The following is a 24,284-nucleotide window of genomic DNA, read 5'->3' as shown; positions in this document are numbered from 1 at the left end:
CACGACGATGTCCGCGCCCACCCGAATGTCCGCTCTTTGAAGATCCGCAGCCCGAAGTTGCCGGTCCGTTTTTCGGCCCCTCAATCCTTGCGCCCATGCGTTCTCCTAACGGCCAATGTTGGCCGAAGGAGAACTGAAATGGGTATTGCACAATACAATCCTACCGCCCTGGGCCGTCCGGCGTGGAACGCCGGCCGAAAGGTCGGTGTCAAGAAGCCGCTGAAACAGCGCCAGATTTGGGCGATCCGCTTCTTCCTTGATAGGGAGGGGCGCCTGAGAGATCGTGCGTTGTTTGATCTCGCAATCGACAGTAAGCTGCGTGGTTGCGATCTCGTGAAAATGAAAATCGGGAGTCTCGTGACAGGAACGGAAATTCGAACTCGAGCCATGGTCGTCCAGCAAAAGACCGGCCGTCCGGTTCAGTTCGAAATCACGGCGGAGGTGAGGGCAAGTTTGCTTACATGGCTTAAACGGCGAGGTGAAACAGTTGACGATTACGCCTTTCCCAGTCGAGTCGACCACACCGATCATCTGAGTACTCGCCAGTATGCCCGATTGGTCGATGAATGGGCGACCGCAATTGGCCTACGACGCGAAGACTACGGCACGCACTCGCTTCGGCGCACGAAGGCCGCAATGATCTACAAGGCGACAGGCAATCTTCGCGCGATCCAAATCCTGTTGGGGCACACCAAGATCGAAAATACGGTCAAGTACCTCGGCGTGGACATTGAGGATGCACTGGAACTAGCTGAGCACACTGAGATCTGAGCGCGTACGGCCCCGCGCACAGTGGGGCTGCACGTGTCAACGAAACTTTCTCAATTCCAAAGATTGCGACCGAGCCGCTATGCGCCTGCTTGTCGGTCGTTAAGACACCCGGTTTCTCGTTCTGACAGCTGCCGGTCGACTACGAAAGCGATAATGCCGCCTGTGAGCCGTTCAGGCGGCTAGCGTTCCCTCAATAATTGAGTGCTTCCCATCCCATTCTCAATACTTTCAGGGCGTCAGGTGAGTTGAGCGAGGATATCGTCGACGACACTTGGGACGGAACCCGTCGTGTCGATATTGACGCCGATGGGAAGATATTCCCGGGTATGATGGTAGCGCAGCACCAGCGCCCGCTCGGCCGGCTCGAAGCCCGGCTCATTCGGCCGCCCATCTAATCGTCGGTTCAACGTCTCAACGTCTATATCGAGCACGAAAACCTTGTCGAATAGGTCCAGGAATTTGTGGAAATTGCGCGAGCCGCCACAGAGGAAGGTGGCAGGATGGGTGGTGTCGGCAGCAATAGCGCGGACCTTGTCAACAGGCCAGATCCAGTGGGCGTATCCCCAAACGATGCGGTCGGCGCCTTCGGGTGGTCCTGCGAGTGCCTGGCCCGTCTCGGGGTCGCCGACATAGGCCAAGACCCGGTCACCATGGACGACATGGTAGCCCCGCCGCTCCAGTTCGGTAGCGACAGACGTTTTCCCAGTGCCGGAACCGCCTTCGATCAGATAGTTCTTGATTCCCATAGACGCCGCTTATCATGGCCTTCGATCTGGTGAGAAGACACTCTACCCGGGAACGCTTCGCCAACGAACTAACCTGATCAAGGTAGCTTTCGGTACTTTTCGAATTAGCGGCGAATGTCTGACGGATACGCGCGCCCGCTCCGGCCAGAAAGGCCGGTGGGGTCACTTCCCAAGAGCAGACGTTCCCTCGAGGCGAGTTTCCCGACCCGCGCTACTCGCCTATGCTGGAAAGCAATTCGTCGAGCTGATCCAACTGCTCCGGTAATGCGGCCGCCGAGCCCTGTAGTGCTTCCTCAAGCGCCTCCTTGGATGGATAGACTTCGTGGAAATTCACTAGTGTCCTCCCGCCTTGGTCCTCGAAGGTCACGGTCGTGATCGCGCCCTCTTCGCCCTCGTCGTTGGTCCAGACGATGCGCTCGTTCGGCACCACCTCGAGATACTTGCCATAGAAGGCCATGGTGTCCGAACCGCCGGCGCCGAATTCCAGCCGATATTTGCCGCCGGTACGGACGTCCATATCGCACGATACGAGCGAAACGCCGGACACCGATTTTGGCACCCACCAGCGCTGGAACAGCTCGGGCTGGCTCCACGCCCTGTAAACCGTGCTCGGCGGCGCATTGAATGTCCGCGTTACGACGAGTTCGCGATCCCCTCTGCGCTCGACTGACGTGCGGTTCTGCGCTCCACCTACACTGTTAACTTGCTGTGTCATCGCTTCCCTCCTGTTTCATTTCGCTGATGATTTCGTCCAATGCTTCGAAGCGGGCCTCGAAGAGCTTGCGATGCGCCTCGATCCACTCGGCCTCCGCCTTGAGGCCGTGTTTCCCAAGCTTGCAGGTTCTCACCCGTCCGACCTTCTGCGTGACGACGAGCCCCGCCCGCTCGAGAACCTGGACGTGCTTCTTCATGCCGGTCAGCGTCATCTGGAACTTATCCGCGAGACTGGTGATCGACGCGTCCCCTCGCCCAAGCTGATCGATGATCCCGCGGCGGGTCGCATCGGACAGCGCCGCAAACGAGAGATCGAGGGGAGGACTTAAATACTGAACCATCTAGTTCAGTGTATAACCTGCTCGCGCAGGAAGCGCAAGCTTCCATGCCGTAGACCGGTCATCCGAGGTCATGCACCGCGGCGGCGGCAGCAAAAAATCGTCTGCTGCGGGGTCAAAAGCGGACCTTCGAGCCGCTAATGAACGAATGTCAGCTTTCAACGCCTGCTCTCCGAAAGCAGCCCGCCGGCTAACGGCCCCTAAGCCGCCAATCACCGAAAGCAGAGGGAGCCTGCTTCCGCGCCGTCTGGAGAACCCGCGCCGCGTGCTCGAGCGCGCCGGCACTCGACTGAAGTAACGGGGACATCCAATCCGACGACCAAAGTCGCTGCGAGGCTTGAACGCGTGTGATCTTGCCATTGCAGAAGCCGTAAAGGCTCAGCCAAGCGCGTGGCTCGCCAGCCCGCACAGGTTCGGTCCTGGTACTACGGCCGCGTCGCCTTTGCCCCGCCGGGACATTGCGAGCACTGTGTCGAAGACCGTCAGGCCGGATTGCGAGAGGAATGTGGCGAAAGTGCCGGACTCGACTGGTGTATCGAGGCGCAGAAATTGATTTTCGTGGGCGAAGACATGTTGCCGTATCACTGCGACGGCGTCCGCATCAGTTTCTGCCACGACCGGGCCAATGACATGCCCCCTGCCAAACGGACGGCAAAGCGCGAAAGCGCACAGCCGACCGTCGCGAACCAAGCCGTAGCCTATGGATTGTGCAAAGAGCTTGCCGATCAGCGCCGCCCTCGAAACACCGAATGCCCCTGCATCCAGCTCGACGACAGCGGCAAGGTTCTCCCCCTCCAGCCGCCGGACCTCAGGTTGCTCCGTTTGCGTAATCAAGTCGATCGGGCGGCGGGCGATGCCCTGGCATTGGTATATGGTCCGTACGGGCTGGAAACCGAGGGAATGGTAAAGGCGGCGGGCGGCCCTGGTCGCATTGAGCCTTAGATCGCGTCCATGGCAATCCGAAAGCACGTGGTCCATTAGCCATCGCCCGGCGCCGTTTGTCTGCAGCCGCGGCGAAGTAATTACCATGCCTATGGTCGCGAAATCATCACCGTGCGGAAACCACATGGCCGAACCTGTCAGCCTGCCGATTTCATCAAGCGCCACATAGCCGCGGCCGACCTCGCGCAGGAGCTGCAAGTCCTCAGAGCGGAGCGGCCATCCGACGGAAACCGACAGGGCGTGCAGTTGCTCGAGATCGGCGCTGTCGATCCCGGCTATGCGCATTTCGAAACTGTCGATGACTTTGGATTCGGATGTCGGTGTGTCCACTCCTTGCCTCCCGTCCCTGCCGTCGTCTTGCTCTCGTCCCGATTTCCAACCGGCCCACGGCAACTTCTATCCCTTAGACTAGGACGGTGCGCTCGATACAATTCACTTGAGAAGCCGCCTGACGCACAACAATCCTCTAAATCCGACGCGCTTTCGGCATCTAAAGCCTGGATAGGCTTCTAAGGTACTTGGCATGATCGACGGCGCCGACCCCAGCGAAACGGGATGAGGACAAGAATGCAGGCAGTGGAAATCCTCGAAAAGCTCGTCAGCTTCCCCTCCGTCGTCAGCACCCCCAATACTGACATCGTTGCCTGGATCCGCAGCTATCTGCAAAACCACGGCATCGCCGTCACCCTGCTTCCCGGCCCGGAAGGCGATCGGTCTAACCTGTTCGCCACGATCGGTCCGAAAGAGGTGCCGGGCTATATTCTTTCGGGTCACATGGACGTCGTTCCGGCGGCCGAAAGCGGCTGGACGGGCGATCCCTTCCGTGTGCGTCAAGAGGCGGGCCGACTCTATGGGCGGGGCGCCACCGACATGAAGGGTTTCTTGGCCGCTGCCCTCGCCGTCGCGCCAAAGCTCGCCGACATGCACCTGCGCCGGCCGCTGCACCTCGCCTTCTCCTATGACGAGGAGGCGGGCTGCCGCGGTGTGCCACATATGATCGCGCGCCTGCCGGAACTCTGCGCAACGCCGCTCGGCGCGATCATCGGCGAGCCGAGCAGCTTGCATGCGATCCGCGCCCACAAGGGCAAGGCCGCCGCCAGACTTACGGTCAAGGGTCGTTCCGGCCATTCGTCGAGGCCCGAGATGGGACTGAATGCCATCCATGCCATTGCAAGCGTCTTCGCACGGGCGATCGGCGAAGCCGACCGACTGTCCCGTGGTCCTTTCGAGCATGTTTTCGAGCCGCCCTACTCCTCTCTGCAGATCGGCACGGTGAAGGGCGGCCAGGCGGTCAACATCATCCCGGACACCTGCGAGGCCGAGTTCGAGGCACGGGCAATTTCCGGCGTCGATCCGGCGGAACTGCTCGCGCCGATGCGAGAGGCCGCCGAGGCGCTGTCGGAACGCGGCTTCGAAGTGGAATGGCAGGAACTGAGCTCCTATCCGGCACTTTCGCTCGGCCCTGATGCGCCGCTTGCGCGGCTGCTGGAAGAATTGACCGGTCTCGAGTCTCTCCCCGCGGTCAGCTACGGCACCGAGGCGGGACTTTTCCAACGGGCTGGCATCGACGCGATCATCTGCGGCCCCGGCGAGATCGGCCGCGCCCACAAGCCCGACGAATTCATCCTCGTCGATGAGCTCCTGGCCTGCCAGGCGATGATCGAGCGGCTCGGCGAATGTTGCCGCGCCTGAGACAAGAAGGAGACGCGCGATGACCTTCCTCTTCAATTCCGACGCAAAACGCGGTGCGATTTTCGCCGAAGCTTTTTCGCGTGAGCTTCCGGACGTTCCTTTCGCCACCGATGCGGCGGCGGCCGATCCGGATGCGGTGCGCTACCTGATCACCTGGACGGTTCCCGAAAACCTCTCGCGCTATCGCAACCTCGAAATCCTCTTCTCGATCGGCGCCGGCGTCGACCAGTTCCGCATCGAGGCCGTGCCGCCCCATGTGAAGGTCGTACGCATGGTCGAGGACGGCATCGTCCGGATGATGCAGGAATATGTGACACTTGCCGTGCTCGCGCTGCACCGCAATCTACCCGCCTATCTCGACCAGCAGCGGCGGCAATCGTGGCAGGCCATCACACAGATCCAGGCGGCCCAACGCCGCGTCGGCGTGCTTGGCCTCGGCATGCTCGCCACCGCCGTCCTGGAGCGCTTGAAGCCTTTCGGCTTTCCCCTTTCCGGCTGGAGCCGTAGCCCGCACGAAATTGAGGGCGTCAGATGCCTCAATGGCAAAGACGGGCTCCATGCGCTGCTCGGCTCCACGGACATTCTGATCTGTCTCCTGCCCCTGACTGACGAGACACGCGGTTTCCTCGACTCCGTCCTTTTCGCCAAGCTCCCGGCAGGCGCGGCACTTGTTCATGTCGGCCGCGGGCCGCAGCTCGATCATGAAGCACTGATCGGGGCGCTCGATAGCGGCCATCTCTCCGGTGCTGTCATCGACGTCACTGATCCCGAACCGCTGTCAACGGGTCATCCCTTTTGGAGCCACCCGAAAATCCTGCTGACGCCGCACATAGCAAGCGTCACCCAACCGGAAACAGCCGCCGAGGCCGTGATCGAGAACATCAAGCGTCATCGAGGCGGACTTGATCCCATCGGGCTCATCGATCGCGGCCGCGGCTATTAAGCTCTCAATCCCAGGAAAGGAAACCCATGTCCCTTTTGAAGAACATCGACACCAATCCCTCTTTCGCGCCGCGCGAGTCCGGTCCGCTTCCGGATCGCCTGATCTCGGGCAGTCCCTCCTTCAAGACCTGGGCTCAAGACGTCGCACGGGGAGAGATGATCCATACAGGCGTCTGGGAGGCAACCCCCGGAGAGACGCGCTCGATTAAGGGCGAGACTTTCGAGTTCTGCCATATCCTCTCCGGTGTCGTCGAACTCACGCCGGAAGGCGGCGGGCCGGTCGTCTACAAAGCCGGTGACAGCTTCGTCATGAAGCCGGGGTTTGTCGGTGTCTGGAAGACGATCGAGACCGTACGTAAGATCTACGTAACGGTCATGTAGTGCCCGGCCGCGCGATCCGATCAAGGCCCTTGATACAGGCCTATCTCCCACGGATTGCGCGCGAACTGGTTTCGGCGGAAACTTGCCGGCAACCGGCATCCTCGCCCTCCGACACGCTCGCGGCTTTCTGGCGTGTCGTTGCTGCTCCAACCTGGCAATCGCTTTCTCGTGCCCCTGTCAGATTGCTCCGGCGCATCGCCGATACGTCACCGACCGGCCCATCTCAGCCTCCGAAGATTTCGCTGTCTTGTCACTAAAAACGTAATTTTCCGCCGTCGGCGCATCGCCACTCGATGCATGCTGCTCGCGTTCTCCCGGTAGGCTTGCATGACCTTATCCGAGGACCCGCTATGACTCTCAGCTTTGACCCCGACACTCTTCCCCTGCCCCTCGGGCACTTCATCGGCGATCGGCTGATCCCTGCCGAGGGCGATATCGACATGCATCGTCCGTCCGACGGCAAGGCCTATGCGGACTGTCCACTCGCAGACGAAGCTCTCGTCGATCGCGCCGTCGAAACCGCCAAGAATGCGCTGAAGGCGAGCAACTGGGGCGGCGTGCGTCCGCGCGAGCGCACAGTCGTGCTGCAGCGTTGGGCCGACCTGATCGAAAGGGAGGCGGAAACCCTCGCTAAGCTCGAGGCGCTTTCCTCGACACGCCCGGTCGGGCACCTGATCGCCGGCGACATAGCCGTCAGCGCCGAACAGATCCGCTTTTTCGCAGAATTCGCCGACAAGGAAGGCAGCGACCTCGTGCCGACTGATGACAACAATCTCGGCATGATCATGACCGAGCCCTATGGCGTCGTCGGCGCCATCACGCCGTGGAATTTCCCCGTTTCGATGGCCGCTTGGAAGCTCGGTCCCGCCCTTGCCGCCGGCAATGCCGTCGTCTTGAAACCCTCCGAAATCACGCCATTTTCGACCGTCTACCTCGCCGAGCTCGGGGTCCGCGCGGGCCTGCCGGCCGGTCTCATTAATGTCGTGCTGGGCGACGGTCCGGTGACCGGCACTGCCCTCACCGGCCATCCGGACGTCGCCAAGGTAAGCTTCACCGGTTCGACCAGCGCCGGCTCGGCCATCATGGCCAATGTCGCCCGCACCGGGGTCAAGCCCATGACGCTTGAACTCGGCGGGAAGAGCCCGCAACTGGTCTTCGCCGATGCCGATCTCGACAAGGCGGCGGCGGCAATCGCCCAGAGCATGATGTCTAACGCTGGCCAAGCCTGCATCGCCGGCTCCCGCCTGATCGTGGAGGAAAGCGTTGCTGCGCCGCTCGCCGAGGCGATCATCACGCGCATGAAGGCGGCGAAGCCGGGTCCGACCTGGGATGAGGCAAGCGAATACTCGCCGATCATCTCGAAGCGCCAGTTGAACCGCATCCACGGCATCGTCGAGGCTGCCGTTGCAGCCGGCGGCGAATGCCTGTTCGGGGGCGCCCCAATGGATGCGTCGGGCTATTTCTATCAGCCGACGTTGATGGCCGTGCACGACAGTTCCTCGCCAGCGATTACCGAAGAAATCTTCGGTCCGGTCCTGACCATGCAGACCTTCGCCGACGAAGAGGAGGCACTGGCTCTCGCCGACCACCCGACCTACGGCCTGGCCGCTGGCCTCTTCACCCGCGACCTGTCGCGCGCGCTGCGGCTGACGCGACTGCTGCAGGCCGGCACGATTTGGGTCAACCGCTATAGCCGCTCGCGCGACCACATCCTGCCGACCGGCGGCTACAAGCGCTCTGGCGTCGGCAAGGACCTCGGACGCGAGGCCTACCAGGCCAACCGCAAGTGCAAGAGCGTTCTCATCAGCCTCTAGGAGCCTCCATGAAATCCTATTCGATCGCACTCATTCCCGGCGACGGCATTGGCCAGGACGTAATGGATGCCGCCTGGCAGGTTCTTTCGACCGTCGCCAGGCATTCCGGCTTCTCGCTCACCGCCACGCCCTTTCCCTGGTCCTGCGCCTTTTACAAGGAAACGGGCGCGATGATGCCGACGGACGGCATAGAAATCTTGCGCCGCTTCGATGCAATCCTACTCGGCGCCGTCGGCTGGCCCGCGGAAGTGCCAGATTCCGTCTCACTCCACGGCTTGCTCCTGCCGATCCGCAAGGCTTTCGTGCAATATGCCAATATCCGCCCGCACCGGCTGCTGCCGGGTGTCCAAGGTCCGTTGAAGGCGGAAAATTTCGACATCCTCTGCATCCGCGAGAATACCGAAGGCGAATATTCCGGCGCCGGCGGCCGCGTGCATCAGGAAACGGTCGATGAGGTCGCGGTCGAGACCTCGATCTTCACCCGCACGGGCGTCGAACGGATCCTGCGCTTCGGCTTCGAGCAGGCGCGACAACGCCGCGGCAAGCTCGCTTCGGTGACAAAATCCAACGCCCAGAAATACTCCATGGTGTTCTGGGACGAGATTACGCGAGAGCTCGCCGCCGAATACGCGGATGTCGAGGCGACGAGCTACCACATCGACGCCATGGCCGCCCGCATGGTGATGGCGCCGGACAGCCTCGACGTCGTCGTCGCCTCGAACCTCTTCGGCGACATCCTGACTGATCTCGGTGCCGCGATCCAGGGCGGGCTCGGGTTTGCGGCTTCCGCCAACATCAACCCTGATCGAAGCGCACCGTCGATGTTCGAGCCGGTACACGGCTCCGCACCCGACATCGCCCATCTCGGCATCGCCAACCCTGTCGCCGCCATATGGTCCGGCGCGATGATGCTGGAGCATCTCGAAGAAAAGGAAGCCGCTCGAACCGTCATGAGCGCGCTCGAAAGGACCACTGCCCGGGGCATCGGCACCGTGCCCGGTAAGGACAAGACAGAAACTATCACCGCGGCGATCCTTGCCGCGCTCGGCTGATCTTTAGAGGAGCAGAATATGATGTTGAACGACAAGGAACTTTTCCGGCAAGAGGGCTTCATCGACGGAGCCTGGCTGGGCGCAGCCTCGAGTAAGACCGTCGACGTTTTCGACCCCGCCAGTCGGACGCGTTTCGGCACCATCCCGGACATGGGCGAAGAGGAAACGCGCGCCGCCATCGAAGCCGCCAATGCCGCCTTCGGACCGTGGAAGAAGAAGACGCATGCCGAACGGGCCGCATTACTTGAGCGCTGGTATGCGCTGATGATCGAAAACCTCGAGGATTTGGCTCTGCTCTTGACGATGGAACAAGGCAAGCCGCTCGACGAGGCGCGCGTCGAGATCCGTTATGGCGCTTCGTTCGTCAAATGGTTCGCCGAGGAGGCGCGTCGCATCGGCGGCCACACCATTCCCTCTCCGACGGCCGATCGGCGCATCGTCGTTCTGAAAGAGGCGGTCGGCGTCTGCGCGATCGTGACGCCGTGGAACTTCCCGAACGCAATGATTACCCGCAAAGTGGCACCTGCCTTGGCGGCCGGCTGCACGGTGGTGATCAAGCCCTCGGAGTTCACGCCCTTTTCAGCGCTCGCCCTCGGAGTTCTGGCAGAGCGCGCCGGCATTCCCGCAGGCGTGATCAACATCGTCACCGGCATGCCGACCGCAATCGGCAACGAGTTCATGGCGAATGAAACAGTGCGCAAGATCTCCTTTACGGGCTCGACGCGCGTCGGATCTCTCTTGATGCGAGGCGCGGCCGACAGCGTCAAGCGCCTCTCGCTCGAACTCGGCGGGAATGCCCCCTTCATCGTCTTCGACGATGCCGACCTTGATCTGGCGGTCGAAGGCGCGATCGCGTCCAAGTTCCGCAATGGCGGCCAGACCTGCGTCTGTGCGAACCGTATTCTCGTGCAGGCCGGCGTCTATGACGCCTTTGCAGAGAAACTCGGCGCACGCGTTAACGCAATGAAGGTTGGGCCCGGTACGGAACCCGGCATTGCGATCGGACCGATGATCAATGACGCGGCGATCGACAAGATCGACCGTCATGTCGAGGACGCGCTTGCCAAGGGCGCGAAACTTGCGGCGCGCGGCAGGTGGGTGCCGGAGGGAAGACAATATAGGCCCCCCATCGTGCTCACGGGCGCCACCACCGAGATGCTGCTTGCCAGCGAAGAGACCTTCGGTCCCGTCGCACCGCTCTTCCGCTTCGAGACGGAGGAGGAGGCAATCGCCATCGCCAACGGCACGCCCTTCGGCTTGGCCGCCTATTTCTACACTGAGAGCCTGAAACGTTCGTGGCGTGTGGCGGAAGCGCTGGAATTCGGTATGGTCGGCCTCAACACCGGCGCCATCTCCACCGAAGTCGCCCCCTTCGGCGGCGTCAAGCAATCCGGCCTGGGCCGCGAGGGCGCCCAGGTCGGCATCGAGGAATATCTCGAGATGAAGAGCTTCCACATCGGCGGACTGGATTAATGCATGTTGCCCAAAAGTGTGCCGCGGCTTTTGGGACAACGACATGCACAAACAAGGGATCCACGGCGCGTGATTCGATTGAACGCGACGCGCCGTAGGTTGGTCACGACGATCTTGGGTCGAATCGAAGCCTAAGACGTGATCGGTTCCAGGAGTAGAGTGGGATGCGCGCGAAAAGCCGGCGTGTTTCTTCATCTCGCTCTCAAGCGCGCGAGGCGCTTCAGCTCTTTCGCAAGATCGCTGCACACTTGACGCGGCACGCCGGGTTAGATCATCCAAACAAAGAAGGGCGCGCACCTGTCCGGTCCGCGCCCTTCTTCCTACCCCCGCGTTGCCTACTGGATCGTGTCCAGCATCTTGTAGTACATGCCGACGAGCGGCAGGAACCAGGGCTTGCCGAAATGTCCCGGCACGGCCGGCCATTCGAGACCCTTCAGCGGGTTGCGGTCCGGCCGGTCGAGAATTGCGTCCGCGATAATCATGCCGAGATGCGTCGAAAGCTGCGCCCCGTGGCCGGAATAGCCCATGGCGTACCAAACGCCATCTTGATAACCGGCGCGGGGGAAACGGTCCTTGGTCATGTCGACGAGGCCGCCCCAGCAGTAGTCGATCTCGACATTGGCGAGTTGCGGAAAGATCGCGGTAAGGCTCGCCTTAAGGATCGCGCCGCTTTTTGCGTCCGAACGCTGGTCGGATGTCGCCGAGAAGCGCGCGCGGCCGCCGAAGATCAGACGGTTGTCGGGCGAGAGCCTGAAATAGTTACCGATGTTCATCGACGTGACGCAGGTGCGGCTACCCGGCATTGTCGCCGCGATCTCCGCGCCTGTCAGCGATCGGGTGGCGATGATGAAGCTGCCGACGGCGATGATGCGGCGGCGGAAATAACCGAAAATCGAAGGCGTGTAGGCGCCGGTGGCGACAAGAACCGCATCCGCGGTGACGCTGCCGCGGGAGGTCTTCAATGTGTGCCGGCCGCCCGCCTGCCGATGCTCGGTGACCGCCGCGCTCTCGAAAACCATGGCGCCGTGGCGCGTGGCCGCTTCGGCGAGGCCGACGACATACCGCCCCATATGCATCATCGCGCTCTTCTTCGAGAGCATTGCCCCGAAGAAGGGCGAGCCGACCTCCTGTTTCAGATCCTCGGCGCTGAGAAGCGCCGTATCTGGATCGACCTCCGCGTTGACCGCCTCGAAGTTGCGGGCGATCGCCTCGAAATGCTGGGGCTTCGAGGCAAGCTTCACTTTGCCGGCGCGGCGGAAGTTGCAGTCGATGCCTTCTTCGGTGATCAGTGCCTCGATCGTGTCGACTGAATCGTCGAACGCCTTGTAGAGCGCAATCGCCCGCTCCCTGCCGAGTTCCGCCTTGGCCGCGAGATAGCTATGGGCGAGCCCGTTATTCAAGTGTCCGCCATTGCGGCCGGAGGCGCCCCAGCCGACTTTCTCCGCCTCCAGAACGACGACCTTCGCCCCCGCCCGGGCGAGCTGCCGGGCCGCACTGAGGCCGGTGAAGCCGCCGCCGATCACGGCGACGTCGTAATGGCCATCGACCGGGCCTTGCGCAGCTCCGGCAAAGGCAGGGGCTGTATCATGCCAATAGGACAGGAACTTCATGGCGCACCGCCTTTTCTAAAGACCGACGACGCCCGGCAGGCCGGAGATGTCGGCGATCTCGACATAGCCGTAATAGGGATTGGCTGGCTCGTGACCGCGATTGACCCAGACTTTGTTCTTGATGCCGAGGTCGTGCGCCGACATCAGGTCGTAGCGGAAGGAGGACGAGCAGTGGAGGATGTCCTCGGGGCGGCAGGCCAGCATGTCGAGCATGTATTCGAAGGCCCTGAAGCGAGGCTTGTAGGCCTGCGCCTGTTCGGCGGTGTAGACCGCATGGAAGGGTGCGCCAAGCTTTTCGACATTCGACAGGATCTGCGAATTCATTGCATTCGACAGGATCACCAGTGGGATCTCCTTGGCGACCTTGGCAAGCCCCGCCGGCACGTCCGCATGCGGCCCCCATGTCGGCACGCGCTCGTAGACCACCTTCGCAGCTTCATCGCGGAATTTAATGCCGTTGCGCTTGCAGGTCCGTTCGAGCGAATTGTGCACCACCTCGGCATAGGGCTTCCAGGCGCCCAGGATCTCGTCCAGGCGGTAGGCCGCGAAATTCTTGATGAATTCAGCCATGCGCGCCTCGTCGAGCTGCTCCCGATAGAGGTCGCGGGCCGCTTCCGCCATCTGGAAGTTCGTCAGCGTGCCGTAGCAGTCGAAGGTGATGTATTTCGGACGGAATGTCGTCATGTGCGTATCCTTGAAAGAACGGGACCAGGTATTCTGTAAGGATCATAGGCTCTGCGCCTCCCATCGCCTCGCCTGATTTGGCCGCGTTCGAAGCAGAATCTATCGTATCGAGAGCCGGCTTTGGCAGAAGGTTGTGCGGCCTGCTGGTCGTCAATGGTGTCTTCCGCCCCGGCCCCCTCCCAGCGCTCTTGCCTTCCAGCATAAGATGCGGCGACCGGTAGATGCAAAGCTATAAGATACCGCGCGAGCCAATGCCTTCAGACGATCTGCCGGCCGGCACTCCTTCAGACTTGCGGGCAGAAAATGAAGGAAGTGCCATGCAGACAAGTCAGATCGATATTGCCGCCTTCGGGCCTGAGCATCTGGAAGCCGCCGTCACGCTCTCCCGGCAGGCCGGCTGGCCACATCGCCTTGAAGATTGGCAGATGGCGCTGACCCTGAGCAAAGGCGTCGTCGCGATTGAGGGCGATCGGGTCGTCGGCACTGTACTCGTCACGCCTTACAAGTCGGACTGTGCGACGATCAACATGGTTATCGTCGACGAGGCGATGCGCGGCCGCGGCCTCGGTCGCAAGCTGATGGACGCCGCGTTGCGGCTAGCGGCCGATCGTCCGCTCAGACTCGTGGCAACGACTGAGGGCCTGCCGCTATACGAAAGGCTCGGCTTCCGCGAGACGGGTCGCGTGTTGCAGCATCAGGGCATCGTCGGAGCAATCGCCGAGCCTGGGCAAACGGAACAGGCGGCCGCGGGCGACATCGAAGCGATCGTCACGCTCGACCGCCTCGCTTTCGGCGCCGACCGTGAAGGGATGATCGCCTATCTCGGGAAGGTCGGCAACTTTGCAGTGATCCGCCGGGACGGGCGCGTTTGCGGGTTCGGCGCCATCCGCCCCTTCGGCCGCGGCGAGGCCATCGGGCCCGTCGTCGCCGAAGGTCTCGAAGACGCCAAGGCGCTCGTGGCCCACTTCATTTCCACGCGAACCGGCCTGTTCATCAGGCTCGATACCACTGCCGAGGCGGGCCTTTCTCTCTGGCTTGCCGGCCAGGGTCTAGCCCATGTCGGTGGGGGTATCGCCATGATGAAGCCCCCGATCCACCGCGCCGCCGACCCGGCCGCTACCACCTTCGCCCTCGCCAATCAGGCGCTCGGCTGATCCGGAGATCGTCATGTACAGCAATTCCCTCATCGAACTCGATCGCGCCCACCTCATCCATCCGGTCGCCTCCTATCGCGGCCATGAAAAACTCGGCGTGCGCGTGCTCGCCTCGGCGAAAGGCGCGACGGTCACCGATGCTTCGGGCAAGCAACTGATCGACGGCTTTGCCGGCCTTTGGTGCGTCAATGCCGGCTATGGCCACGAAGCGATCGTCGAAGCGGCGGCCCGCCAGATGCGCGAGCTTCCCTATGCGACCGCCTATTTCGGGTTCGGCTCCGAGCCCGCGATCCGCCTCGCCACCGAACTCGCCGAGCGCGCGCCGGGCGATCTGAACCACGTCTATTTCACGCTCGGCGGCTCCGACGCTGTCGACAGCACGATCCGCTTCATCCGCTATTATTGGATTGCCCGCGGCGAGCCGCAACGCGATCAGTTCATTTCGATGGAGCAAGGCTATCACGGCTCATCGACGGTCGGCGCCGGCCTGACCGCGCTGCCGGCCTTTCATGCTGGCTTCGGCATTCCCTTTGACTGGCAGCACAAAATTCCGTCTCACTATGCCTATCGCAATCCGGTGGGAGAGAGCCCTTCGGCGATCGTCGAGGCCTCGCTAGCCGCCCTGCGGCGCAAGGTCGAGGAGATCGGCCCCGAGCGTGTCGCCGCCTTCTATGCGGAGCCTATCCAGGGCTCGGGCGGCGTGCTGGTGCCACCCAAGGGCTGGATGAAGGCGATGCGCGAACTCTGCCGCGAGCTCGGCATCCTCTTCGTTGCAGACGAGGTGATCACCGGCTTCGGCCGCACCGGACCGCTCTTTGCGTCAACCGAGGACGAGATCGTGCCGGACTTCATGACTGTCGCGAAGGGGCTGACGTCTGGTTACGTCCCGATGGGCGCTGTCTTTATGTCCGATCACGTTTATCAGACGATTGCCGACGGCGCCGGCGCTTCCGCCGTCGGCCACGGCTATACCTATTCGGCGCATCCGGTCAGCGCCGCTGTCGGTCTCGAGGTGCTGAAGCTCTACGAGAACGGCCTCTTGGAAAACGGCGTCACGGCCGGTGCGCGGCTGATGGAAGGTCTCGAAAGCCTGAGGGACCATCCCCTTGTTGGCGATGTGCGCGGCCGCGGCATGCTGGCCGCCGTCGAGCTCGTCGTCGACAAGTCGAGGAAGACCCCTTTGCCGGCGGCCGCGGAGCCGGCGCGCCGCATCTTCGACCGTGCCTGGGAAAACGGTCTCGTCATCCGCGCCTTCGCCAATGGCGTGCTCGGCTATGCGCCGCCGCTGTGCTGCACTGCGACGGAGATCGACGCGATTGTTGAGCGCACCCGCCAGACATTGGACGAGACCTTGAAAGACCCGGATGTTCGCCAGGCTTTGAGGGCCTGATGGACGACTGACGCTATATAGCGCGGAACCGCCATATTCGAAATTTTGTGCCGCGCCACGGTGCCTTTTCGGAGACTCCGGCGCGGCACAACTGCCAAACTCAAATCAAGGAAGCGGCCGGATCCCGGCATATGCGGCCTTTCCAGCAAGAGCGGGGAAAACATCCCGCCGACGGGAACAGAATATTCTTCTTCATGAAGTCGGCGTTCCGGCCTGGGACGCGAAAAAACTGGGGAATCGATGTGCATAAGAGCCTTCCCGAATTCAAATACATGACCTTCGACGTTGTCGGCACGCTGATCGACTTCGAGGGCGGCCTCAAGGATTGCCTCGCCGGCATCGCCACCGAGGCCGGTGTCGCCATCGATGGCGAGGAGGCGCTCAGCCTCTACCGCGCGGCGCGCTACTCCAAGGGCGCCGACCTCTTCCCGGACGACCTGGTGCGTGTCTATCTTGACATCGCGCCGAAGCTCGGCCTTCCGACTGAGCGGAAATATGGCGAGCGTCTCAGGGACTCCGCCGCGAACTGGAGGGCCTTCGGAGACAGCACAGAAGCGCTGGCGCGCCTTGCGAAGAATTACCGGCTTGTCGCTATGACCAATGCGCGCCGCTGGGCGTTCGATTTCTTCGCCAAGGAACTGGGCGATCCCTTCTACGCCGCATTCACCGCCGACGATACCGGTACCGAAAAACCTGACCCCGCCTTCTTTGAGAAGGTCTTCGACTTCATCGGCTCGGAAGGCAATTCGAAGGACGACGTCCTGCATGTCGCTCAGAGCCAGTACCACGACATCGGCATTTCGCGGAAGCTTGGGCTGACCAACTGCTGGATCGAGCGGCGCCACGCGCAGAAAGGTTACGGCGGCACCATAGAGCCGGCCGAGTTCACCGAACCCGACTACCACTTCACCTCCATGGCCGGCCTTGCCGATGCCGTGGCCGTCGCACGTAGCTGACCAGTTCACCGGATTGGGTCTAAGCCCGCGGAAGACGGGCAGCCCGCCAACAGACGAAAAGGGGAATGACATGAACAACAAGATCACCAATTGGACCAGATCCGACGACGCCATGGTCGAAAACGCCATCCGCCGCGGAGCAACGCGCCGTGAACTGCTGCAGATGATGCTCGCCGGTGGCGCCGCCCTCTCTGCCGGCAGTCTAGTGCTCGGCCGCGCCTCCAACGCGGTAGCCGCAACGCCGGTCTCCGGCGGCGCACTCAAAGCGGCCGGCTGGTCGTCCTCGACCGCGGACACGCTCGACCCGGCCAAGGCATCGCTCTCCACCGACTATGTGCGCTGCTGCTCCTTCTACAACCGTCTCACCTTCCTCGATAAGAGCGGCAGCCCGCAGATGGAGCTCGCCGAGGCTATCGAGTCCAAGGATGCGAAGACCTGGACGGTCAAACTGAGGAGCGGCGTCACCTTCCACGACGGCAAGCCGTTGACCGCCGACGACGTGGTCTTCTCGTTGAAACGCCATCTCGATCCATCCGTCGGTTCGAAGGTCGCGAAGATCGCGGCGCAGATGACAGGCTTCAAGGCCGTGGACAAGCAGACGGTCGAGATCACACTCGCAAATCCGAACGCCGACCTGCCGACCATCTTGTCGATGCACCACTTCATGATCGTCGCCGATGGCACGACCGATTTTTCCAAGGGCAACGGCACCGGCGCATTCGTGAGAGAAGTCTTTGAGCCCGGCGTGCGCTCGATCGGCATCAAGAACAAGAACTATTGGAAGTCCGGCCCGAACGTCGATTCCTTCGAGTACTTCGCGATCAGCGACGATAGCTCGCGCGTCAACGCACTGCTCTCGGGCGACATCCATCTCGCCGCTACGATCAATCCGCGCTCGATGCGCCTGGTCGAGGCCCAAGGCGACGGCTTCGTGCTCTCGAAAACGACCTCCGGCAACTACACCAATCTCAACATACGCATGGACTTGGAGCCTGGCAGCAAGCGGGACTTCGTCGAGGGAATGAAGTCCCTCGTCAACCGCGAGCAGATCGTCAAATCGGCGCTCCGCGGCCTCGGCGAAATCGGCAACGACCAGCCGGTTTCCCCAGCAAACTTCTACCACAATGCGGACCTGAGGCCGCGGGCGTTCGATCCGGAGAAGGCGAAGTTCCATTTCGAGAAGGCCGGTGTCCTTGGCCAGTCGATCCCTGTGATTGCTTCCGAGGCGGCAAACTCCTCGATCGATATGGCAATGATCATCCAGGCGTCAGCTGCCGAAATCGGACTGAAGCTCGACGTTCAACGCGTTCCGGCCGACGGCTATTGGGACAATTATTGGCTCAAGGCGCCGGTCCATTTTGGCAACATCAACCCGCGTCCGACACCGGACATCCTGTTCTCGCTGCTCTATACTTCGGAAGCGCCGTGGAACGAAAGCCAGTACAAATCGGAGAAATTCGACAAGATGCTGATCGAGGCGCGCGGCTCACTCGACCAGGAGAAGCGCAAAGCGATCTATAACGAGATGCAGGTGATGGTCGCAAACGAAGCCGGCACCATCATTCCGGCCTATATCTCCAATGTCGACGCGATCACCGCCAAGCTCAAGGGCTTGGAAGCCAACCCGCTTGGCGGCCAGATGGGGTATGCCTTCGCGGAATATGTCTGGCTCGAAGCCTGATGAAGCGAACGGTCGGGGTTGCAGCCGCACCGCTGCAGCCCTGGTCCTTTTGGTTTGAAATCTCGAATGCCGAAAGGGAACGCGCGTGAACAACCATGTCCTATCACTCGTGTTGAGCAGATTGCTCATCGCCTTGATCACGCTGGTGATCGTCTCCTTCGCCGTGTTCTTCGCGACGACGCTCTTGCCGGGAGACACAGCGACGATCCTGCTTGGCCAGGCCGCCACGCCGGAGGCAGTCGAAGGTCTGCGCAAGGCCATGCATCTCGACGACCCGGCGATCTTCCGTTTCCTGCGCTGGATCGTTGGTTTGCTGCAGGGCGACCTCGGCACCTCCTATGCCAATGAGATGCCGGTCGCCGAGCTGATCGGGGGGCGTTTCATCAACACGCTGCAGCTCGCGGGCATCACCGCGCTCTTTTCCGTGCCGATCGCGCTGACGCTCGGCATCACCGCGGCGATGCTACGTGGCTCGCTGTACGACCGCGCCGTCACCGTGCTGACGATCGGCGTCATCTCCGTGCCGGAATTCATGATAGCGACCTCCGCGGTGTTGATCTTCGCCGTCTACCTGAAATGGCTGCCGGCGCTCTCCTTCGCGAACGAAGTCACGTCGCTGACAGACCTCCTGCGCATCTATGCCATGCCGGTGATCACCCTTACCTTCGTCATCTCGGCGCAAATGATCCGTATGACCCGGGCAGCGGTGATCGAGACCCTCAACACGCCTTACGTGGAGATGGCGTTGCTCAAGGGCGCCTCGCGGCCGCGCATTGTATTTCGGCATGCGCTGCCGAACGCTCTGGGCCCGATTGTCAACGCGGTCGCGCTTTCGCTCTCATACCTGCTCGGCGGCGTCATCATTGTCGAGACGATCTTCAACTATCCAGGTATCGCCAAGCTGATGGTCGACGCCGTCGCCACCCGCGACCTGCCGCTGATCCAGAGCTGCGCGATGATCTTCTGCCTCGGCTACCTGCTCCTGATCACGGCCGCCGATATCATAGCCATCCTTTCCAATCCGAGGCTCCGATGACAATGACCAGTTCTGAGACCAAGTCTGACCGGATTTCCGGAACCCGCCTCGGCTATCGCTTCAACATCATCGGCATGGTCGGTCTCTCGGTCATCCTTTTTTGGGTGTTGATCGCGATATTCGCGCCGCTGATCATCCCCTACCCTGTTGGCGAGATTGTCGACCTCGATTACTTCGGCCCGATGAGCCGCGACTTCTGGCTCGGCTCCGACTATCTCGGCCGCGACATGCTCTCGCGAATCCTGATGGGCGGCCGCTACACGGTCGGCATCTCGCTTGCGGCAGTTACGATCGCCTGCTTCAGCGGCGTGATGCTCGGCATGATCGCAGCGGTCGCCGGCGGCTGGCTCGACACGGTCCTGAGCCGCCTCCTCGACGCCCTCAACTCGATCCCGAGCAAGCTGTTCGGCCTTGTGGTCGTCGCTGCCGTCGGCTCCTCCATTCCCGTGCTGATCCTGACGCTGTCGGTGATCTATATCCCCGGCGCGTACCGTTTCGCCCGCGCGCTTGCCGTCAATATCAACGCGATGGATTTCATCACCGTCGCCCGCATCCGAGGCGAAAGCACCCTCTATCTCATCCGCTCGGAAATCCTGCCGAACATCGTCGGACCGGTACTTGCTGACCTCGGCATCCGCTTCGTCTTCATCGTTCTCCTGCTCTCCGGCCTCTCCTTCCTCGGCCTTGGCGTCCAGCCGCCCTATGCCGACTGGGGGGCTCTCGTGCGCGAGAACATCGGCGGCCTGCCCTTTGGCGCACCGGCGGTGATGGCTCCCTCCTTTGCGATCGCCAGCCTCACCATCAGCGTTAACCTGCTGATCGACAACCTGCCAAAGAAGATCCGCGATCGGAGCGAATGATGGTCAATCTCGTAGAAATCCGCGACCTGAAGGTCGAAGCCACCACCGATTCCGGCCGGCGCGTCGAGATCATCAACGGCGTCAGCTTCGACATTGCCGAGGGCGAGATCGTGGCGCTGATCGGCGAAAGCGGCTCCGGCAAGACGACGATCGCGCTCACGCTGATGGGCCATGCCCGCCCCGGCTGTCGCATCTCCGGCGGCAGCGTCTCCGTCGCCGGAAAGGACATGGTGACGCTGAGCGAAAAGCAGCGCGCCAGGGTGCGCGGCACCGAGGTCACCTATGTTCCGCAATCAGCCGCCGCCGCATTCAACCCGGCCGCCACGATCATGGACCAGGTCATCGAGGTCACCCGAATTCATGGGCTTATGTCGGCCGACGAGGCGCGCCTCCGCGCTGTCGAGCTTTTCACGGCGTTGTCACTGCCTGAGCCGGAAACGATCGGCAGCCGCTATCCGCACCAGGTTTCCGGTGGCCAGTTACAGCGCCTTTCGGCCGCCATGGCGCTGATCGGCGACCCGAAGCTCGTCATCTTCGACGAGCCGACGACGGCGCTCGACGTGACGACACAGATCGAGGTGCTGCGCGCCTTCAAGTCAGTCATGAAGAAGGGCGGCATCTCCGGCGTTTATGTCTCGCACGACCTCGCCGTGGTCGCCCAGATCGCCGACCGCATCGTCGTCTTGAAGGGCGGAGAGACCAAGGAGATCGGCACCACCAAGGAGATCCTCGACGGCGCGAAGCACCCCTACACGCGGGAACTGCTCGCCGCTTTTGAGCCCAAACCCCGTGGCGCTGCGGGCGCGGCAGAGAGTGGTCCGGCCCCGTTGCTCGAAATCGAAAATCTCGTCGCGGGCTACGGCCAGGCCCAGGCCGACGGCCTGCCTCTCGTGCGCGCCGTCGAGCATGTCAGTCTCAAGGTGCAGAAGGGGCGCAACCTCGGTATCATCGGCGAGTCGGGTTGCGGCAAGTCGACGCTCGCGCGCACCATCGCCGGCATACTGCCGGCCGCTGTCGGCAAGATCGTCTTCGACGGCAAGGAACTCGGTCGTAGCGCCCGCGCGCGCTCGCGCGATGAACTGCGCGAAATGCAGATCGTCTTCCAATATGCCGATACGGCGCTTAATCCGGCGAAATCCGTCGAGGACATCTTAGCCCGGCCGCTGACCTTCTATCACGGCATGAATGCCAAGGCGCGCAGCGCACGCATCGACGAGCTGCTCGACATGGTGCGCCTGCCGCGCAACCTGCGTCATCGCCGCCCAGGGGAGCTCTCGGGCGGCCAGAAGCAGCGCGTCAACTTCGCCCGCGCACTCGCCGCCGAGCCGAAGCTGATCCTTTGCGACGAGATCACCTCTGCATTGGACACGGTGGTCGCGGCCGCCGTCATCGATCTCCTCAAGGAATTGCAGCGCGAGCTCGGTCTTTCCTACATCTTCATCAGCCATGACCTCTCCGTGGTGGAGGCCATCTGCGACGAGATCGTCGTGATGTATGGCGGTAGAAAGGTAGAGGAAATCACGCCGGCGAAGGTCAAGACACCTGAGCACCCCTATTCGCAGTTGCTCTTCTCGTCGGTGCCGAGGCTCGATCCCACGTGGCTCGATGGGCTCGAACAGGATCCGGAGCTCGTGCGAGCCTATTGCCGGCGCTGAGGCGCCGGAGGAGCGGGCCAAATCGCAAGCCCCGGCCGCGCAACCCGGCGCAAACCGATCCGAAGATCCTACATTCGAAACAGGCTGGTCAGTGGCATGTGCACCTTGACGATCGGCGACTTCAAGACGACGAAACTGAAATACTTGTCGATGCCGACGTCCATGTCGGTGAGGCGCTCCATGATCGTCTGGTATTCGCCGATCCCGGCCGTGACGAATTTCAGCAGATAATCGTAGCCGCCGGACACCAGATGGCATTCGATCACGTGGTCAACCTTCTCGATCGCCGCAAGGAAGCGGGCAAAGTCGATCTGCCGGTGGTTCTTCAATGTGATCTCGGTGAAGACCGTCAGTGTCTGCCCCAACTTGCCGACGTTGATTTGTGCCGAATAACCCTCAATATAGCCCTCCGACTGCAGCTTCTTCACCCGCATGAGGCAGGGGCTCGGCGACAGGTTGACCAGTTCGGCGAGTTCGACATTGGTGATGCGGCCATTCTTCTGCAGTTCGTACAGAATTTTGATATCGATCCGGTCGAGTTTCATGACGCCCTTTCCCCTTGCTGAAGTGGCCAACGGGACAGCAGATTGTGCTGCGACTTTCCCAGCCATGACCTTAACACACTGGAGAGGCGTGTCGATTTCGTTTGGCACAATGGGCCGAAGCAGAAACGGCGGCATTGCTCCCGCAAGACGGAATCTTGTGCTGCGCGCAGTCGCAGTCCGGCAACGCTGTTGCGCCAAAGCCGCTAGACTGTGGTGGTCATAACGGAGGTCACGCCATGCCCGCACCGCTGAAACTCATCGACACAACGCCGCAGTTGCCCGAAGACGCCGATGCCGTCGTCATCGGCGGCGGCATTGTCGGCGTGTTTGCGGCCTACTATCTTGCCCGCCGGGGATTGAAGGTAGCCCTCGTCGAGAAAGGCCGGATCGGCGCGGAGCAGTCGAGCCGCAACTGGGGATGGTGCCGCCAGCAGAACCGTGACGCCCGCGAATTGCCAATGGCGACGAAGAGCCTCGATCTTTGGGAGCGTTTTTCCGCCGAGAGCGGCGAGGACACCGGCTTCCGACGCTGCGGGTTGTTCTACCTTAGCAATAGCGAAGAGGAACTGGCCGGCTGGGCCCGGTGGCGCGACTTTGCCCGCAAACTCGGCGTCACGACGCATATGCTCGACAGTGCCGAGGCGAGCGAACGCGGCCGCGCCACCGGAAAACCATGGAAGGGGGGCGTCTTTTCGCCGACCGACGGCACCGCCGATCCGGCAAGTGCAGCACCCGCGGTCGCGCGTGCGATCCTCAAGCTTGGTGGCACCGTGCATCAGTCCTGCGCCGCCCGCGGCATACAGACAGAAGGCGGTCGCCTTTCCGGTGTTGTCACCGAGCATGGCACCATCCGCACGAAGACGGCGATCCTTGCCGGCGGCGCCTGGGCCTCCTCCTTCTGCCGGCAGCTCGGCATCCGCTTTCCCCAGGCGTCGGTCCGCTCGTCGATTCTTGCCGTCTCGCCAGGCGCCATCAGCCTTCCGGATGCGCTGCATACGGCCGCCGTTTCGGTGACGCGTCGCGGGGACGGCGGCTACACGCTCGCCATCAGCGGCCGCGGCCGTGTCGATCCGACGCCGCAGCAATTGCGTTTCGCGCCGCAGTTTCTGCCGATGTTCGCTCGGCGCTGGCGCAGCCTTGCACCCGGCGGCCTCGAAGGCTTCCGCTCCGGTCACGAGAGCCTGACTCACTGGCGCCTCGATGCCCCGACGCCAATGGAGCGCATGCGCATCCTTGATCCTGCCGTCGATAAGGACACTATTCGCCTCACCCATTCGCGCGCCCTCGACCTCCTGCCCGACCTGAAGAACACCAGCATCACGGCCGCATGGGCGGGGTATATCGACAGCACGCCGGATGGTGTGCCCGGCATTGGCGAAATCGCCGCCATACCGGGGTTCATCCTCGCCGCCGGCTTCAGCGGGCATGGCTTCGGCATTGGTCCCGGCGCCGGTCACCTGATCGCCGACATCGTCACTGGTGACGAGCCAATCGTCGACCCCCGCGCCTACCATCCGGACCGCTTCCGAAAATCTGCCTGGGGTAAGGTCGCCGAGTTCTAGGGAGGCGAGGCCCGAGGTGCCGTAGCGAAGACGCTGAAGTCGGGCCCGACTGCGACGATCCAGTCCTGGCGGCAGGCCACGAATGGCGCCTTTGGCGCGATAGCGCGTGACGGTCGGCCAGCGGCCTCGTGAGGTTCACAGAACCCAAATAGATGCTGGAGGAATGTATTGCCGGGACTGGTATCGCACAGATCATCGGGTGGGGAGCGAACGGCTCGAGAACCGCGCGCCGATCGATCAGCTTCCGGCCTGGCAGGGCTTTTGCTCATTCTGCGCCTGTAGCAAA

General features: G+C 62.2%; 22 protein-coding genes. 15 read left to right on the top strand and 7 right to left on the bottom strand.

Going from position 1 to position 24,284, the window contains the following annotated elements:
* The first annotated feature begins 138 nt into the window (after nucleotides 1-138).
* A complete protein-coding gene (locus PMI09_RS17940; RefSeq protein ID WP_007797300.1) occupies nucleotides 139-771 on the top strand; it encodes a tyrosine-type recombinase/integrase in 633 nt (210 codons plus the stop codon).
* Between the two features lie 236 nt (nucleotides 772-1,007).
* On the opposite strand, the gene PMI09_RS17935 is transcribed toward PMI09_RS17940, so the two are convergent.
* From PMI09_RS17935 to PMI09_RS17920, 4 genes are all read right to left on the bottom strand, one after another.
* Nucleotides 1,008-1,517 (bottom strand): hypothetical protein, encoded by a 510-nt coding sequence (locus tag PMI09_RS17935; protein WP_007797296.1) that lies wholly within the window; start codon nucleotides 1,515-1,517, stop codon nucleotides 1,008-1,010.
* Nucleotides 1,518-1,728: 211 nt separating this feature from the next.
* Nucleotides 1,729-2,232: an SRPBCC family protein gene (locus tag PMI09_RS17930; protein WP_007797293.1), complete on the bottom strand. Its 504-nt coding sequence runs from the start codon at nucleotides 2,230-2,232 to the stop codon at nucleotides 1,729-1,731.
* A complete protein-coding gene (locus PMI09_RS17925; RefSeq protein WP_007797290.1) occupies nucleotides 2,216-2,572 on the bottom strand; it encodes an ArsR/SmtB family transcription factor in 357 nt (118 codons plus the stop codon). The genes PMI09_RS17930 and PMI09_RS17925 overlap by 17 nt, the downstream gene beginning before the upstream one ends.
* Nucleotides 2,573-2,947: 375 nt before the next feature.
* Nucleotides 2,948-3,841, bottom strand: coding sequence for a GNAT family N-acetyltransferase (locus PMI09_RS17920; RefSeq protein WP_007797287.1), 894 nt, complete (start codon nucleotides 3,839-3,841; stop codon nucleotides 2,948-2,950).
* Nucleotides 3,842-4,078: 237 nt separating this feature from the next.
* On the opposite strand from PMI09_RS17920, the gene argE reads away from it, so the two are divergent.
* The 6 genes from argE (at nucleotide 4,079) to PMI09_RS17890 (ending at nucleotide 10,865) form a co-directional block, all read left to right on the top strand.
* Complete coding sequence (argE, locus tag PMI09_RS17915) at nucleotides 4,079-5,203, top strand: acetylornithine deacetylase (RefSeq protein WP_007797283.1); 1,125 nt, start codon at nucleotides 4,079-4,081, stop codon at nucleotides 5,201-5,203.
* A 19-nt stretch (nucleotides 5,204-5,222) separates the two neighbouring features.
* Entirely contained in the window at nucleotides 5,223-6,146 is a 924-nt protein-coding gene (locus PMI09_RS17910; protein WP_007797279.1) for a 2-hydroxyacid dehydrogenase, read from the top strand.
* A 26-nt stretch (nucleotides 6,147-6,172) separates the two neighbouring features.
* Nucleotides 6,173-6,526 carry a cupin domain-containing protein gene (locus tag PMI09_RS17905; RefSeq protein ID WP_007797275.1) on the top strand — a complete coding sequence of 118 codons (354 nt, stop codon included), beginning with the start codon at nucleotides 6,173-6,175 and terminating at the stop codon, nucleotides 6,524-6,526.
* A gap of 350 nt (nucleotides 6,527-6,876) precedes the next feature.
* A complete protein-coding gene (locus tag PMI09_RS17900) occupies nucleotides 6,877-8,340 on the top strand; it encodes an aldehyde dehydrogenase family protein (protein ID WP_007797271.1) in 1,464 nt (487 codons plus the stop codon).
* Nucleotides 8,341-8,348: 8 nt separating this feature from the next.
* Nucleotides 8,349-9,392, top strand: coding sequence for a tartrate dehydrogenase (locus PMI09_RS17895; protein WP_007797268.1), 1,044 nt, complete (start codon nucleotides 8,349-8,351; stop codon nucleotides 9,390-9,392).
* An 18-nt stretch (nucleotides 9,393-9,410) separates the two neighbouring features.
* Complete coding sequence (locus PMI09_RS17890; protein WP_037083430.1) at nucleotides 9,411-10,865, top strand: NAD-dependent succinate-semialdehyde dehydrogenase; 1,455 nt, start codon at nucleotides 9,411-9,413, stop codon at nucleotides 10,863-10,865.
* A 335-nt stretch (nucleotides 10,866-11,200) separates the two neighbouring features.
* Here the strand turns inward: PMI09_RS17890 and PMI09_RS17885 are convergent, their stop codons facing one another.
* Nucleotides 11,201-12,475: an NAD(P)/FAD-dependent oxidoreductase gene (locus tag PMI09_RS17885; RefSeq protein ID WP_007797261.1), complete on the bottom strand. Its 1,275-nt coding sequence runs from the start codon at nucleotides 12,473-12,475 to the stop codon at nucleotides 11,201-11,203.
* Between the two features lie 15 nt (nucleotides 12,476-12,490).
* On the bottom strand, nucleotides 12,491-13,159 hold the full coding sequence (locus tag PMI09_RS17880) for a haloacid dehalogenase type II (RefSeq protein ID WP_007797258.1): 669 nt from the start codon (nucleotides 13,157-13,159) through the stop codon (nucleotides 12,491-12,493).
* Nucleotides 13,160-13,476: 317 nt separating this feature from the next.
* Here PMI09_RS17880 and PMI09_RS17875 point away from each other — a divergent pair, with 317 nt between their 5' ends.
* From PMI09_RS17875 to PMI09_RS17845, 7 genes are all read left to right on the top strand, one after another.
* Nucleotides 13,477-14,313, top strand: a complete 837-nt coding sequence (locus tag PMI09_RS17875) for a GNAT family N-acetyltransferase (RefSeq protein ID WP_007797255.1) — start codon at nucleotides 13,477-13,479, stop codon at nucleotides 14,311-14,313.
* Between the two features lie 13 nt (nucleotides 14,314-14,326).
* Nucleotides 14,327-15,703, top strand: a complete 1,377-nt coding sequence (locus tag PMI09_RS17870) for an aspartate aminotransferase family protein (protein WP_007797252.1) — start codon at nucleotides 14,327-14,329, stop codon at nucleotides 15,701-15,703.
* A gap of 242 nt (nucleotides 15,704-15,945) precedes the next feature.
* The gene (locus PMI09_RS17865) at nucleotides 15,946-16,659 is read left to right on the top strand and encodes an HAD-IA family hydrolase (protein ID WP_037083449.1); all 714 of its coding nucleotides are present in this window, start codon (nucleotides 15,946-15,948) and stop codon (nucleotides 16,657-16,659) included.
* 70 nt (nucleotides 16,660-16,729) lie between these two features.
* Complete coding sequence (locus tag PMI09_RS17860) at nucleotides 16,730-18,340, top strand: ABC transporter substrate-binding protein (RefSeq protein ID WP_007797246.1); 1,611 nt, start codon at nucleotides 16,730-16,732, stop codon at nucleotides 18,338-18,340.
* 85 nt (nucleotides 18,341-18,425) lie between these two features.
* Complete coding sequence (locus PMI09_RS17855; protein WP_007797243.1) at nucleotides 18,426-19,376, top strand: ABC transporter permease; 951 nt, start codon at nucleotides 18,426-18,428, stop codon at nucleotides 19,374-19,376.
* A complete protein-coding gene (locus PMI09_RS17850; protein ID WP_007797239.1) occupies nucleotides 19,373-20,236 on the top strand; it encodes an ABC transporter permease in 864 nt (287 codons plus the stop codon). The genes PMI09_RS17855 and PMI09_RS17850 overlap by 4 nt, the downstream gene beginning before the upstream one ends.
* Nucleotides 20,236-21,891, top strand: coding sequence for an ABC transporter ATP-binding protein (locus tag PMI09_RS17845; RefSeq protein ID WP_007797237.1), 1,656 nt, complete (start codon nucleotides 20,236-20,238; stop codon nucleotides 21,889-21,891). Before PMI09_RS17850 ends, PMI09_RS17845 begins: the two co-directional genes overlap by 1 nt.
* A 68-nt stretch (nucleotides 21,892-21,959) precedes the next feature.
* Here PMI09_RS17845 and PMI09_RS17840 read toward each other — a convergent pair whose 3' ends face one another.
* Complete coding sequence (locus PMI09_RS17840) at nucleotides 21,960-22,436, bottom strand: Lrp/AsnC family transcriptional regulator (protein WP_007797235.1); 477 nt, start codon at nucleotides 22,434-22,436, stop codon at nucleotides 21,960-21,962.
* 236 nt (nucleotides 22,437-22,672) lie between these two features.
* Here PMI09_RS17840 and PMI09_RS17835 point away from each other — a divergent pair, with 236 nt between their 5' ends.
* Entirely contained in the window at nucleotides 22,673-23,998 is a 1,326-nt protein-coding gene (locus PMI09_RS17835) for an NAD(P)/FAD-dependent oxidoreductase (protein WP_007797232.1), read from the top strand.
* Nucleotides 23,999-24,284: the final 286 nt, after the last annotated feature.

Source organism: Rhizobium sp. CF122 (assembly GCF_000282035.1).
Lineage (GTDB): Bacteria > Pseudomonadota > Alphaproteobacteria > Rhizobiales > Rhizobiaceae > Rhizobium.
This window is presented reverse-complemented; position numbering and strand designations above follow the sequence as displayed.